Annotated in this window: 11 protein-coding genes; 6 read left to right on the forward strand and 5 right to left on the reverse strand. The window is 34.1% G+C overall.

The window, feature by feature from the left end; genetic code table 11:
- Positions 1-163 precede the first annotated feature (163 nt).
- Positions 164-3,010 (reverse strand): aminomethyl-transferring glycine dehydrogenase, encoded by a 2,847-nt coding sequence (gene gcvP, locus CL818_RS10605; protein ID WP_286972981.1) that lies wholly within the window; start codon positions 3,008-3,010, stop codon positions 164-166.
- A gap of 333 nt (positions 3,011-3,343) precedes the next feature.
- On the opposite strand from gcvP, the gene CL818_RS10610 reads away from it, so the two are divergent.
- The gene (locus CL818_RS10610) at positions 3,344-3,970 is read left to right on the forward strand and encodes a UbiA prenyltransferase family protein (RefSeq protein ID WP_272973645.1); all 627 of its coding nucleotides are present in this window, start codon (positions 3,344-3,346) and stop codon (positions 3,968-3,970) included.
- On the opposite strand, the gene CL818_RS10615 is transcribed toward CL818_RS10610, so the two are convergent.
- Complete coding sequence (locus CL818_RS10615) at positions 3,962-4,216, reverse strand: hypothetical protein (protein ID WP_013187283.1); 255 nt, start codon at positions 4,214-4,216, stop codon at positions 3,962-3,964. The genes CL818_RS10610 and CL818_RS10615 overlap by 9 nt on opposite strands.
- Positions 4,217-4,222: 6 nt before the next feature.
- Positions 4,223-4,774 carry a sigma-70 family RNA polymerase sigma factor gene (locus CL818_RS10620; RefSeq protein WP_013187282.1) on the reverse strand — a complete coding sequence of 184 codons (552 nt, stop codon included), beginning with the start codon at positions 4,772-4,774 and terminating at the stop codon, positions 4,223-4,225.
- Positions 4,775-4,858: 84 nt separating this feature from the next.
- Between CL818_RS10620 and CL818_RS10625 the strand changes: the two genes are divergently transcribed.
- The 5 genes from CL818_RS10625 (at position 4,859) to CL818_RS10645 (ending at position 12,226) form a co-directional block, all read left to right on the forward strand.
- Entirely contained in the window at positions 4,859-6,091 is a 1,233-nt protein-coding gene (locus CL818_RS10625) for a glycosyltransferase (protein ID WP_272973644.1), read from the forward strand.
- 106 nt (positions 6,092-6,197) lie between these two features.
- Entirely contained in the window at positions 6,198-6,698 is a 501-nt protein-coding gene (locus tag CL818_RS10630) for a DUF6702 family protein (RefSeq protein WP_272973643.1), read from the forward strand.
- A gap of 59 nt (positions 6,699-6,757) precedes the next feature.
- Positions 6,758-9,070: a M1 family metallopeptidase gene (locus tag CL818_RS10635; RefSeq protein ID WP_272973642.1), complete on the forward strand. Its 2,313-nt coding sequence runs from the start codon at positions 6,758-6,760 to the stop codon at positions 9,068-9,070.
- Positions 9,071-9,142: 72 nt separating this feature from the next.
- Positions 9,143-10,357, forward strand: a complete 1,215-nt coding sequence (locus CL818_RS10640) for an outer membrane beta-barrel protein (protein ID WP_272973641.1) — start codon at positions 9,143-9,145, stop codon at positions 10,355-10,357.
- Positions 10,358-10,396: 39 nt separating this feature from the next.
- Positions 10,397-12,226, forward strand: a complete 1,830-nt coding sequence (locus tag CL818_RS10645) for a Xaa-Pro dipeptidyl-peptidase (protein WP_272973640.1) — start codon at positions 10,397-10,399, stop codon at positions 12,224-12,226.
- A 35-nt stretch (positions 12,227-12,261) separates the two neighbouring features.
- Here the strand turns inward: CL818_RS10645 and CL818_RS10650 are convergent, their stop codons facing one another.
- Together CL818_RS10650 and CL818_RS10655 are read right to left on the reverse strand one after the other, a co-directional pair.
- Positions 12,262-13,224: a lipid A deacylase LpxR family protein gene (locus CL818_RS10650; protein WP_272973639.1), complete on the reverse strand. Its 963-nt coding sequence runs from the start codon at positions 13,222-13,224 to the stop codon at positions 12,262-12,264.
- 107 nt (positions 13,225-13,331) lie between these two features.
- Positions 13,332-14,654, reverse strand: coding sequence for a dihydrolipoamide acetyltransferase family protein (locus tag CL818_RS10655; RefSeq protein ID WP_272973638.1), 1,323 nt, complete (start codon positions 14,652-14,654; stop codon positions 13,332-13,334).
- Positions 14,655-14,671 lie beyond the last annotated feature (17 nt).

Below are 14,671 nucleotides of genomic sequence, written 5' to 3' on the forward strand. Positions count from 1 at the left end.
GTCTTTTTTTGATAAAAGTATATAATAAAAAGAAAAAGCGCATATAAATGCGCTTTTTACATAATGATTTACAGAATAATCAAATAGATTACTAAAAAATAGATAATCTTTAATTTAATACCCTTAAAATGAGAATTTAGAAATCATTAAAGGGTATAAATTGTTACTCCATATAACTTTCAATAGGCTCACAAGTACAAATTAAGTTTCTATCTCCATAAGCATCATCTACTCGACGTACTGTTGGCCAAAATTTATTATCTGAAATGTACTCTAATGGAAATGCTGCTTGTTGTCTTGTATAAGGCATTTCCCAAACATCTGCTGTAAGCATTTGCAATGTGTGCGGTGCATTTTTAAGTAGGTTTTGCTCATCATCTTTGCTAGATGCATCTATTTCATTTTTAATAGAAATCATAGCATCACAAAAACGATCAAGTTCTTCTTTACTTTCGCTTTCCGTAGGCTCAATCATCATAGTTCCCGCAACTGGAAATGATACAGTTGGTGCGTGAAAACCGTAATCCATTAAACGCTTTGCAATATCTACAACTTCAATACCATTAGCTTTAAAAGGACGGCAGTCTATAATCATCTCGTGAGCTGCTCTACCGCGTTCTCCAGAATAGAGAGTTTCGTAATGTCCTTTTAAACGTTGCTTTATATAGTTTGCATTTAAAATAGCGTGCTCTGTAGCACTTCTTAAGCCTTTAGGACCTAACATTGTAATGTAGGCATAACTTATTAAGCAAGCTAAAGAAGAACCAAAAGGTGCTGCAGAAATTGCTGTAATAGCTTGTTCTCCACCTGATTTTATAACAGGATTACCTGGTAAAAAAGGAGCTAACTGTGAAGCAACACAAATAGGACCTACGCCAGGACCACCACCACCATGTGGTATGGCAAATGTTTTATGTAAATTAAGGTGACATACATCTGCTCCAATATTTCCAGGACTTGTTAATCCTACTTGAGCATTCATATTTGCACCATCCATATACACTTGACCTCCATTATTATGAATGATTGATGTAATCTCCTTAATGGCAGATTCATAAACACCATGCGTAGAAGGATATGTTACCATTAAAGCTGCAAGGTTATCCTTATGTTTCTCTGCTTTTTCTCTTAAATCCTCAACATCTATATTCCCTTTATCATTGGCTTTAGTAACTACTACTTTCATACCAGCCATTACTGCACTTGCAGGATTAGTACCGTGTGCAGATGAAGGAATTAAGCAAATATTTCTGTTTGAGTCACCACGAGATTCGTGATATGCTCTAATTACCATTAACCCTGCAAACTCACCTTGTGCACCAGAATTTGGTTGTAAAGACGTAGCAGCAAAACCAGTAATTTCTGTTAATTGATCTTCTAATTTCTTTAAAACTTCTTGATAACCTTCTGCCTGGTTTATAGGTACAAATGGATGAATATTACCCCATTGTGGGTAACTTAAAGGTAGCATTTCTGCTGCTGCATTAAGTTTCATTGTACAAGATCCTAATGCAATCATAGAGTGATTAAGAGATAGATCTTTGCGTTCTAACTTCTTAATATAACGCATTAACTCTGTTTCAGAATGATAGCTGTTAAACACATCATTTTCTAAAAATGGTGTATCTCGTTTTACAGTATTAGATAAAGATGTATTATCTAATAAAGCTTCAACCATAACAACATCCTTAGCATTAACCTCTGCAAATATTCTTATGATGCAGTTTAAATCATCTAAATTGGTAGCTTCATTTAAAGAGATTGATACTGTTTCTGCATCTGGATAATAAAAATTAACGCCATGTGCTTCAGCATTATTTTTAACTTTAGAAGCATCTGCCTTTACTTGTATGGTATCAAAGTAAGACGCGTTGGTTTGGTAATAACCTAATTTCTCTAAACTATCTACCAATGTAGCAGTTTTATTAGAAACATCATCTGCAATAAATTGTAATCCCTTAGGACCATGATAAACAGCATACATTCCTGCCATAACAGCTAAAAGCACTTGAGCTGTACAAATATTAGATGTTGCTTTATCGCGTTTTATATGTTGTTCTCTGGTTTGTAATGCCATACGTAATGCACGACCACCATCTGTATCTTTAGTTACACCTATAATTCTTCCAGGAATGTTTCTCTTATACGCTTCTTTTGTTGCAAAATAAGCAGCGTGTGGTCCTCCATAACCTAAAGGTATACCAAAGCGTTGTGTTGTACCTACAACTACATCTACCCCAAACTCACCTGGAGCACGTAAATTTACTAGGCTTAAAATATCTGCAGCAACAGCTACTTTAATATCTGCACTTTTGGCTTGTTCAACAAAGCCTGCATAATCATAAACTTGACCAGATTTTCCTGGATATTGTAGCAATGCTCCAAAGAAATCTTTTGAGAAATTGAACTCTTCGTGGTTTCCTATAACTAACTCAATATCTAAAGGAATTGCTCTTGTTTTAAGCAAAGAAATAGTTTGTGGCAATACCTCTTCTGAAACAAAGAATTTAGATACATTGTTTTTCTTTTGCTCTCGTTCTCTAACTGCAAAAAGTAAACCCATTGCTTCTGCAGCAGCTGTAGACTCGTCTAACAAAGATGCATTAGCTAGCTCCATACCTGTTAGGTCTGTAACCATAGTTTGGAAGTTAAGCAATGCCTCTAACCTACCTTGAGCAATTTCTGCTTGGTAAGGTGTGTAAGCAGTATACCAACCCGGATTTTCTAAAACATTTCTCTGTATTACAGCTGGCGTGATACTTTGGTGGTATCCTAAGCCAATGTAAGTGCTAAACACCTTATTCTTAGCAGCAAGATTTGTAATATGGTGTAAATATTCAGACTCGCTCATAGCGACATCTAAGTCTAATTCAGACTTAAGTCTTATACCGTCTGGAATAGTTTCATAGATAAGTTCATCTAAAGATGAAGCGCCTACCTTGTCTAACATATCCTTAAGATCGCTTTCACGAGGACCAATATGGCGAAGTGCAAATGATTTGGTGTTCATAGGTCTATAAAATTTGAGTGCAAAATTACGAATATTTAATAGTAATAATGAAGGATTAACGCTTGTTGAAGCCTTAAGTTTTTAACCATTTTAAAAGGTTATAAACACTTTCCTTAATTTTGATTCCTTTACCTTTAGTTTGAAATGAAATCTATATTCAATTTTTATATAAACAGTAGCATTCATGTTGCCCTTGCAGTATGCTCTTTGTGCGCTCTAACCTTTTTGAATTTAGATGAAGTACTGCAATTCAATTTTTTAGGTTTTGCGTTCTTTGCAACTGTTACCGGATATAATTTTGTGAAATATGCTGGAATTGCAAAATTGCACCATATGAGCTTGACAGAATCATTAAGAACAATTCAAATATTCTCACTTGTAAGTTTTGTTGTACTAATGTACTTCACATTTATTATGCCTAGAGAAGTATTATTAGGTATTGGCTGTTTAGGATTGCTAACCTTATTATATGCACTACCTATTTTTCCTAAAGCAAATAGCTTAAGAACTATTAGAGGCCTTAAAATTTTCGTTATTGCAATAGTTTGGGCTGGTTTTGCTGGTATTTTGCCAAACTTATATTTAGACAATACAATTACACATTTAGCTATAATACAAACTTTACAATATGCCATATTTGTATTAGCAATAATATTACCATTTGAAATTAGGGATATTAAATATGATGCCTCACAACTAGGCACGATACCACAACGTATAGGTATAAAAAAAACTAAAGTATTAGGGCTGGTATTATTAGCACTTATTATTCTGGCTGAATTCTTTAAGAGTAAACTAGAGATAGCTAATTTTATAACACTACTAATAATTTGTTTATTAGCCGCACTATTTATAGTAGGAAGTAAGAAAGAACAGCATAAGTATTATGCTTCGTTTTGGGTAGAAAGCTTACCAATAATATGGTTTGGTTTAGCTTGGGTTACAACATTTTTATTTTGAGAGTTCTTGTTGTATTAAACGCTCTATTTCATTTTTATCTGCATCATTAAACGTTTGTATATTAGACTCTTTCATTATTTTAGTCAGCCTACTATTTTTTGAGGAATACTTTCTGCAAGTTCTGCAATACATAAGGTGTAAAATTAACCGCATTTTCTCCCAAACTGAAGCCTCCTTATATTGATTCTTATCGCAGATGTGAGTTGCTTTTCCGCAGTTAACAAACATTTTTTTAATACTAATCATAATTTTTTAATACCAGTTTTTTTCTAAACATTCTGCCATAGCTGTTCGAGCTCTGTGAATGATAACCCACAAGTTAGACGGCGTTATATTATATTCATTACAAATGACTTCCGTCTCATAATTCTTAATGGTCTTCTTTTTAAAGATTTCTGCGTGGCGTTCATTTAAGCTGCCTAGACATTTATGTATTGCTAAACCTAGTTCGGTATTTTCAAGATCGTCTTCAGCTGTCGTATCAAAAGGATCTGCTACACGCTCTTCTAACCAATCTCCTTCTTGGTCTGCATCCTTATAATTAATATGTACTTCTGCCTTCCCTTTTTTAGAGTTAGTTTTCCTGTAATAATCTATAATTTTTCGCTTAAGAATAGCTATAAGCCAAGTACGCTCACTAGCTTCGCCCTTAAAGTTTTTCATAGCCTTTAAAGCTGCCAAGAATGTTTCAGAAATTAAATCTTTAGCCACAGCGCTATCATTAACACGTACAATAGTGTAATTATAAAGATAGTCTGAATACTTTGAGACCCATTTGTTAGGATCTATTTGTGGGGTTGGCATACCGTTATGTCTTTAAGGACGCATAAAATTAACAAACAAATTGTAATATTCTATTATCGGTTACTAATTGTTTTTCTTTGTAGTATGAAACACCTACTTGTCATAGGCAAAACTTGGCCCGAACCTCAGAGCACTGGCGCAGGCTGGAGAATGATTCAGCTCCTTAAGCTCTTTAAATCATTTAATTATGAAATTACCTTTGGTAGTGCATCTGCAAAGACAGAGTTTAGCGAAGATTTAAGTGAGATGAACATCACTGAGACTCAACTAAAGATGAATGATTCTTCTTTTAATGAGTTTTTAAAACAACTTGATCCCAATATTGTATTGTTTGATAGGTTCATGGTTGAAGAACAGTTTGGCTGGCGTGTTTCAGAAACCTGTCCCAATGCTATTAAAATTTTAGATACAGAAGATCTGCATTGTTTAAGAGCAGGACGACAACAAGCCTTCTCTGAGCAGCGAAGATTTAAAAAACAAGATTTACTTAACCAAACTGCAAAAAGAGAAATTGCAAGTATTTTACGATGTGATCTTAGTATTATGATTTCAGAGGTTGAAATTAATATACTTAAACAAGTGTTTCAGATAGATGAATCTATCCTACATTATATTCCATTTTTACTTGATCCAGTTTCAGAAGAAGAAAAGGAAACACTACCAACTTTTGAAGACCGAGAAGGTTTTGTGATGTTAGGTAATTTACTACATCCTCCAAATTTTGAATCTGTAAAATTTGTAAAGAAGCACGTCTGGCCTATAATTAAGAAAGAGATGCCAGAAGCCCAAATACATATATATGGTGCATATACATCTCAAAAGGTTCAACAGTTTCACAATAAAAAAGAAGGCTTCTTAATTATGGGACGTGCAGAAAGCGCTTCAGACGTATTAAAAAATGCTCGTGTACTTTTATCTCCTTTATTATATGGTGCTGGTTTAAAAACAAAATTTATAAATGCCATGCAAAATGGTACGCCTAACATAACCACTATTGTAGGTGCAGAAGGCATAGGCGGATTGTTACCATTTGCAGGTGAGATTGCAAATGATCCAAAAGTAATAGCCAAAGAAGCTGTTAAGCATTACAACTCAAGAAACCAGTGGAAGACTGCACAGAAAAACGGATTTAAAATTATTGAAGAACGTTTCTCTAAGTCCAGCTTCGAAGGTCTATTTCAAAAAAAACTTAATTATCTCGAAACAAATTTAACAGAACATCGCAATCAAAATTTTTTAGGTCAAGTTTTACAACACCATCAATCTCAAAGTACGAAGTATATGAGCAAGTGGATAGAAGAGAAAAACAAAAGTTGATTATAGCGTAACAAATTTAAGTTGGCTACGTCTATTAGTATAGACGATCAAAATAAAACTGCTTTCAGATTAAACCTTTGTCGTTTTTTACAGTCAAACACTAATTATGAAAAAGATAATTTTCCTTTTACTCTTTTGCCTGCCATCTTTAGCATTTAATAATGCCCACAAGTTTTATGTAAGTACTACAGATATAGAGTTTATAGAGGAAGACCAAACTGTACAGATAATCTCCAGAGTATTTATTGACGATTTAGAAAACCTTCTAAAAACAAGATATAGCGAGACTATTAAACTCGGAAAGAACTCAGAAACGAGAAATGCAGATAAGTTTATTGAACGCTACTTTACAGACAAACTTCAGATTACGATTAATGGAGAGAAAATTTTATTCGAATATCTAGGTAATACCTATGATGACGATTTAGTAAAATGTTTCTTTAAAGCTGTAGGTGTAAAAACTCTAAATTCTATTGAAGTTAAAAATGAAGTCCTTCTAGATGTTTTTGAAGAGCAACAAAATGTTGTACACATAACTAAGAATAAAACTATAAAGAGCTTATTACTAATGAAAGACCGCGAAAGCGATGTGTTAAACTTTCGTTAAGAAATACTCAGAGATTGATAAATCCTTAATTTTAACAACCTTAAATTAAACTATATATAATGCGAACTATCAAAACTACTTTTTTTGCCTTGTTTTTGGTATTTTCTGCGGGACTCTTTGCCCAAGAAGAGCAACCTCAAGAAGAACCTACAAAACCGCACACAAACAACAATGCGTTTAGACAACTTTACCAAGAGTTTTCTACACCTAACCAATACCGCACAGGTTCTGGAGCGCCAGGTGAAGCATATTATCAAAATACTGCCGATTACAAAATGGACATCACTTTAGATGACCGTACTCAAAAGATATTTGGTGAAGAAGAAATTACATACACAAACAACTCTCCAGACGCTTTAGAATACCTTTGGGTTCAACTAGATCAAAATGTTAGAGCTAAAGATTCTAAGTCTCCATTGATTAATGGTTCTGGTATTGGTGCTGTTTCACAAACTGGTGGTTTTGTATCTCAATATATGACAGAAGGTTTTGATGGTGGTTTTAATATAGAAAAGGTAACTAGAAATGGTTCTCCTTTAAATTATACCATTAACCAAACTATGATGAGAATAGATATGGGACAGCCATTAGAAGCTGGAGATAGCTATACCTTTAGCATTAAGTGGAACTACAACATTCCAGACCATACTATTAACAGAGCAAGATCTGGTTACGAGCATTTCCCTAAAGATGGTAACAATGCTTACGTTATTGCACAGTTTTTCCCAAGAATGGCTGTTTACAATGATGTAGAAGGATGGCAAAACTACCAATTCTGGGGAAGCGGAGAATTTGCTCTTCCTTTTGGAGATTATGAAGTAAACATTACTGTACCAGCAGATCATATTCTTGATGCTACAGGAACATTACAAAACAGAAAAGAAGTCTTCTCTAAAGAGATGATGAAACGTTACGAAAAGGCAAGAACATCTTATGACAAGCCTGTTATTATAGTAACACAAGAAGAAGCAGAAGAAGCAGAAAAAGGCTTTTCTGAAAAAACTAAAACTTGGAAATTTAAAGCTGAAAACGTAAGAGATTACGGTTTTGCAACATCTCGAAAGTTTATCTGGGATATGCAAGCAGTTAAATTGGGAGAGCGTACTGTAATGGCAGTATCTATGTACCCTAAAGAAGGTAACCCACTTTGGGAAGAATTTTCTACTAAAGCAGTAGCATCTACATTAAAATCTTACAGTGCTCACACGTTTGACTATCCTTACCCAAAAGCAATTTCTGTTCACGCTAAAAATCAAGGTATGGAGTATCCTATGATTTGCTGGAATTATGGTAGACCAAATGAAGACGGTACTTACAATGACCGTGTAAAATACGGTATGATTTCAGTAATTATACACGAAGTAGGACACAACTTCTTCCCAATGATTGTTAACAGTGATGAAAGACAATGGGGTTGGATGGACGAAGGTCTAGATACATTCATGCAATATGTAGCAGAACAAGAATTTGGTGAAGAATTTCCAGATGCAATTGCTCCAAACCAAAAGTACCCTTCACGTCGTGGAGAGCCTAGCAAGATTGTAAATTACATGAAAGGTAATCAAGACTTTATTGCACCAATAATGTCTAACCCAGAAAATGTTTACCAACTTGGTAACAACGCTTATGGTAAGCCTGCAACAGCACTTAACATTTTACGTGAGACAGTAATGGGAAGAGAATTATTTGACCATGCGTTTAAAACATACTCTAAGCGTTGGATGTTTAAGCACCCAACACCAGAAGATTTCTTCCGCACTATGGAAGATGCTTCAGCAGTTGATTTAGACTGGTACTGGAGAGGATGGTTCTACTCTACTGAAAATGTAGATTTAGGAGTTAAGGAAGTAAAATCTTACTTTGTTACAGATAAACCAACCAAAAAAGGTAAGGAATTATTAGCTCGTTATGGTGTTCAGGATCCAAGTACAATAGATGCTATTTATGTTGTTGAAGAAGGTGATGAAGAGTATGACGCTTCTATGAAGAGTAAGTCTCTTTTTGAAAATGCTCCTACGCTTAAAGAATTCATGATGGACAACTTTTCTGAAGAAGAACGTAACGCTATAAAACAACCTAAGTATTTATATAACATCGTATTTGAAAAGCCAGGTGGAATTCCTATGCCTTTAATTGTTGAGTATACTTACGAAGATGGTTCAAAAGAGAAAGTAACATATCCTGCACAAGTTTGGAGAAAGAATGATAAAGAAGTAAGCAAAGCTGTAGCTAGTGATAAGGAAATTACAAACATTGTTGTAGATCCAGATTTAGAAACTGCAGATGTTGATACATCTAACAATTCTTGGCCAAAAGCTGAAAAAGAAGGCGAGTTCGAAAAATTCGAGCAAGGCCAAAAAGGTGATAAATAACATTTATTATTTACAATAATATATATAGCCGCCATACCCCTATGGCGGCTTTTTTACTTTTAAATATATACTATGCACAAAAAAATACTTATATACTTCATATTACTAATTGGATATAATAGCTATAGCCAATCTGATTTTGAAAAGGGCTATATTATTAACAACTCTGATAATAAAACACCATGTCTAATTAGGGTTTCAGATTGGTTTAGCTCTCCTATTAATTTTGAATACAAATTAACTGAAGAAAGTAAACCAATAAAAATTACTACTAAATCTATAAAAGAGTTTTCAAGTTTAAATAATTTTAAATATGAGAGACAAACTGTAGATATAGATAGATCTAGCGACCAGATTAAGAAATTAAATTATGATAATACCCCAAAATTTATTGAAGAAACTCTTTTCTTAGAGGTTTTAGTTGAAGGGAAAGCAACTCTATATAAATATGAAGAGGGAAACCTTATACGTTATTTTTTCAAAACTGAAAACCAACCAATTGAGCAGCTTATTTACAAGAGGTACAAATCAACTATAAATTCTTCAATCAAAGAAAATAATCAATTTAAGCAACAACTTTACACTTCCCTAAGCACCTCTAATCGTTCAGTATCAAGTTTTGAAAACATAGATTACACACAAAGAGATTTACTTAAAATTTTTGAAGAATTTAATAATGAATCTGGTAGCGATTATACTTCTTATAACACATCTGATAAGCGGTTATATTTTAATGTTACTGTAAAACCAGGAATTAACTTTTCTTCATTTGAATTTGAAAATAGTATAGGAAATTCTAGAAGTGTAAATTTTGATAATAAAACATCATTTAGATTGGGTGCTGAAATTGAACTGTATACAACGAAAGCCAAAACGTGGAGTATATTTTTTGAACCAACTTACCAATCCTATAACGCAGAAAAAGATTTTGTGATTTTTGTAAATCCTCAAGTACAAACTGAGTCTCGCGCAATAGTTGACTATAAGTCTGTTGAATTGCCATTAGGTATAAAATATCATATTCCTTTATCTTCAAATACAAAAACTTTCTTGAGTGCTGCATTTATTTCTGACATTGCAATTAACTCTACTATACAATTTGATCAAGGCACTAGTGATAAGGATATTGAATCTGGAACTAATTTTATGCTTGGAGCTGGATTAAAATTTAAAGATTATTCTATTGAAGCCAAATATTATACGAGTAGAAGTCTTACAAAAGGTGATGATGACTTCTCATCAGACTACAACACATTTGCTATAGTCTTAGGGTATTCAATACTATAATTATATAAAATTTTATAAATTTAAAATAAACTAAAAATTATGAAACTTAACCTACTATCGCTATTTGTAGCTTTTGTAACAACTCTAGGTTGTATACAAGCACAAGATAAAGCAACTCCTATTTTTGAAAACGGAGAAGCACAACCCGTTAAAGCATTTAGCAACCCTTCAGAATGGATAACACACGACCTTTGGGTAGAAACTGAGTTTAATACAGATGGTGATGATAAACTAGACCGTATGCACGTCTCTGTTACCAGACCTAAGCAAACAGAAACCGAAGGCTTAAAACTTCCTGTTATATATGTGTCTAGCCCTTATTTTGCAGGTGTAGCACCAGACACAGATGGTTTATTTCATAGTGTTGAAGTAGAATTAGGCGATACACCAAAAGAACGTGTACATCCAGAAGTTACACGCCGTGGTAAAAGACCAGTAATTTCGAAATCTCACATTAATACTTGGGTACCTAGAGGTTATATAGTTGTACATTCTTCTTCTCCAGGCACAGGCTTATCTCAAGGTTCTCCTAGCTTAGGTGGTGACAATGAGTCTTTAGCACCAAAAGCAGTAATAGATTGGCTAAATGGTCGCGCAAAAGGGTATACAGAAATAGACAGTAATGAAGAAGTAAAAGCAACGTGGTCCACAGGAAAAGTTGGTATGACAGGTACATCTTATAATGGCACAATACCATTAGCTGCTGCCACAACAGGAGTTGAAGGTTTAGAAGCAATTATTCCTATTGCACCAAACACATCTTACTATCACTATTACAGATCAAATGGTTTAGTACGTTCTCCAGGTGGCTATTTAGGAGAAGATATAGATGTTTTATATGATTTTATTCATAGTGGAGATGAAGCTAAAAGACCATATAATAACAAAATGATGAGAGATGAAATTTTAGCTGCCAATATGGATAGAGAAACTGGCGACTATAATGAGTTCTGGGCAAGCAGAGATTACCTAAATGATATGAAACCTATGAAGGCAGCATTATTAATGTCTCACGGTTTTAATGATTGGAATGTTATGCCAGAACATAGCTACAGAATTTACAAGCAAGCAAAAGAACAAGGCATACCATCACAAATATTTTATCATCAAAATGGTCATGGTGGTCCACCTCCATTTTCTATGATGAACAAATGGTTTACTCGCTATCTGCATGGTATTGAGAATAATGTAGAAGATGATGCTAAGGCTTGGATAGTTAGAGAGAATGATAAAAGAGATAACCCTACATCTTATGAAGATTACCCAAATCCAGAAGCAAAACCAGTTACACTTTATATAAACACAGGTGCGCCTAAAGCCGGAACTTTAAGTACCACAAAGTTAGATAATAAAGGCACAGAAACTCTACATGATGATGCATCAATTGCTGGAGCAGAATTAGCAACTGCAAAAGAAAGTAAGCACAGGTTACTTTATGTTACTCCAACATTAACTAAAGATTTACATATATCTGGTGTTTCTGATATCACAGTATCGTTATCTAGTAACACACCAGCAGCAAATCTTTCTGTATGGTTGGTATCTTTACCTTGGAATGAAGACAAGAAAGCAAAAATAACAGACAATATTATTACTCGTGGTTGGGCAGACCCTCAAAATTACAAGTCAATAAGTAAAGGCGAAGCACTTAAAAAAGGTGAGTTTTATGATGTAACATTTTCATTACAGCCAGATGATCAAATAATTCCTGAAGGACAACAAATTGGTTTAATGATTTTTTCAAGCGACAAAGAATTTACGCTCCACCCAAAACCAGGAACAGCACTTACTATTGATTTAGATAAAACCTCTCTTAACCTGCCAGTTGTTGGTGGTAAAGATGCTCTAGAGAATGCATTTAAGCAATAAATAAAAAGATTTAGCATTGCCTCTTTGGGGTGGATTTAAAAGGTGAAGCCTAATTTAAATCCACCCCATTTTGCTGAGTCACCTCTACTAAACTCTCTTGTTATTAATGTGCGCGTATATTCAGCATAAAACCCTTTAGTCTGTAAAACAAAACCATATGTATATTGACCTGTAAAACGTTTGACATCATTAGTAGCTATTGTGTATGGACTATCAGTTGTAATTAATCCACCTTGTAAAGTAGCATCATACCCTACTACACTACCAAAAATTTGAGAATAAAAATAAAGTTGAAATTTATCTTTTTTAGCTTCCGAAGAAAATGCAGAATTAATTATCCCTAAGCTGCCATTAAAACCTAAAGATGCGTTAGTAAACAACGTTCCTAGTTTAGCATTAGATTGTGCCTGTATAGAAAAATACTGTCTGTATTTATAAAGCTGCTGCTCTAACCCTACTTCATAATTTAAAACGATGTCATTCTTTATTTGATGTTTCCAGCCTAAAGGAATTTCATTCCCTGTTGCTTTATGAATTTCAACCTGCATTTCTTTACCAAATGCACCTGGCCCAATTATTCCTACATTAAATGAAGATGTTAATCTGCGTTTAGATAATGTGTTGGTATTAATAACAAAGCCCTTTAAATAAATTGCAGTAGCAAATGGCCGATCTCCAAATTGAATTTCCTCACTACCATAATCATCTGGAGTAAAGCCAATATGTTCAATTGCTAATCCAAATTTAGACTGGTAATTTTTAGGCTTTAAGAAGAGAATATTAATAGGGTTCTTCTCAAATACTGGCAATACTAACTCGAAGCTATATCCTTGTGTGTAATTTTTATCTGAAGAAGAAAAGAAATCGTTATCATAATTAAATCTGAAATAATGATCATTTTCAACATCTCTAAATGAAGAAAGGTTATCTATTTTCTGACTGAAAAGTGAGTTAGAAATAAACAATACTACAAGTATTATTAAGCATTTATTTGTCATACTTAATTTACGTTACAAGATGTAATTAGGTTTTGGCAAAGCAATTACTGGTATAAAAAAAGCCATCAATATTAATTGATGGCTTTGTATAATTAGGTTGTTGAAAATTAGATTTCTCTATTCACATCAAACGCTTCTAAATAATCTTTAACACGTTGAACAAATTGTCCTCCTAATGCACCATTTACAACGCGATGGTCATAAGAGTGCGACAAGAACATTTTATAACGTATTCCTATAAAGTCACCATCTGGAGTTTCAATTACAGCTGGTACTTTTCTAATAGCACCTAGCGCTAAAATTGCAACTTGAGGTTGGTTTATTACAGGAGTACCAAACACACTACCAAATGTACCAACATTTGTTACTGTGTATGTACCACCTTGTGTATCGTCTGGTTTTAATTTTCCAATACGTGCACGGTTAGCCAAATCATTAACAGATTTAGACATACCTACCAAGTTTAGCTGGTCTGCATTTTTTATAACTGGCACAATTAGGTTACCATCTGGTAATGCAGCTGCCATACCAAGGTTAATAGCTTTACGCTTTATAATTTTATCACCATCTACAGAGATATTAATCATTGGGAAGTCTTTTATAGTCTTAGCTACAGCTTCCATAAAGATTGGTGTAAACGTTAGTTTTTCACCTTCTCGTTTTTGGTATTCATTTTTAATTTTGTTTCTCCAGTTCCAGATGTTTGTAACATCTACCTCTATGAAAGACTGAACGTGCGCAGATGTCTGCACACTGTCTACCATATGATGAGCAATTAGTTTACCCATACGAGACATTTCAATAATCTCATCGCCACCATTTACACTTACAGGAGCTTTAGGAGGTTTTGGAGCAGCTGCCTTAGGTGTTTCTACAGGTTGCATTTGTGGTTTAGGAGCAGCAGTCTTACCTGCTTTTTTATCTTCAATGTATTTTAAAATGTCATTTTTAGTAACACGTTCATCTTTACCTGTACCAGATATTGCATCTAGCTCAGATAATGATACACCTTCTTCTTTTGCTATATTCTTAACAAGTGGAGAATAAAATTTATCAGATTCTGAAAAATCTGTAGTTGTTGCTTCTTTTGCAGAAGTTACAGATTGTGATACAGCTTCAACAGCTTTATTAGACGACTCTTCTTTAGCCGGCGTTTCTGATGAAGTTGTTTCAGCAGGAGCATCTCCACCTTCAGTTTCAATTATTGCGATAGTCTGTCCTACTTGCACAACGTCATCTGCTTCAAAAAGCTTTTCAACCAAAACACCATCTACCTCACTTGGTACTTCGCTGTCAACTTTATCTGTTGCGATTTCTAAGACAGCCTCATCAGCCTCTATAGTATCACCAACTTCTTTAAGCCAGTTAGTTAAGGTTGCTTCTGCAACACTCTCACCCATTTGCGGGAGCTTTAGTTCAAACTTTGCCATATTCGTAATGCAATAGG

Source organism: Croceibacter sp., from assembly GCF_002716225.1.
Lineage (GTDB): Bacteria > Bacteroidota > Bacteroidia > Flavobacteriales > Flavobacteriaceae > Croceibacter > Croceibacter atlanticus.

Bases quoted from the DNA above. Each gene is read 5' to 3' on its own strand.
- CL818_RS10655 (WP_272973638.1), bottom strand. From the start codon at position 14,654: ATGGCAAAGTTTGAACTAAAGCTCCCGCAAATGGGTGAGAGTGTTGCA.
- CL818_RS10645 (WP_272973640.1), top strand. From the start codon at position 10,397: ATGAAACTTAACCTACTATCGCTATTTGTAGCTTTTGTAACAACTCTA.
- CL818_RS10615 (WP_013187283.1), bottom strand. From the start codon at position 4,216: ATGATTAGTATTAAAAAAATGTTTGTTAACTGCGGAAAAGCAACTCAC.
- CL818_RS10650 (WP_272973639.1), bottom strand. From the start codon at position 13,224: ATGACAAATAAATGCTTAATAATACTTGTAGTATTGTTTATTTCTAAC.
- CL818_RS10625 (WP_272973644.1), top strand. From the start codon at position 4,859: ATGAAACACCTACTTGTCATAGGCAAAACTTGGCCCGAACCTCAGAGC.
- CL818_RS10610 (WP_272973645.1), top strand. From the start codon at position 3,344: ATGAGCTTGACAGAATCATTAAGAACAATTCAAATATTCTCACTTGTA.
- CL818_RS10620 (WP_013187282.1), bottom strand. From the start codon at position 4,774: ATGCCAACCCCACAAATAGATCCTAACAAATGGGTCTCAAAGTATTCA.
- gcvP (WP_286972981.1), bottom strand. From the start codon at position 3,010: ATGAACACCAAATCATTTGCACTTCGCCATATTGGTCCTCGTGAAAGC.
- CL818_RS10630 (WP_272973643.1), top strand. From the start codon at position 6,198: ATGAAAAAGATAATTTTCCTTTTACTCTTTTGCCTGCCATCTTTAGCA.
- CL818_RS10640 (WP_272973641.1), top strand. From the start codon at position 9,143: ATGCACAAAAAAATACTTATATACTTCATATTACTAATTGGATATAAT.
- CL818_RS10635 (WP_272973642.1), top strand. From the start codon at position 6,758: ATGCGAACTATCAAAACTACTTTTTTTGCCTTGTTTTTGGTATTTTCT.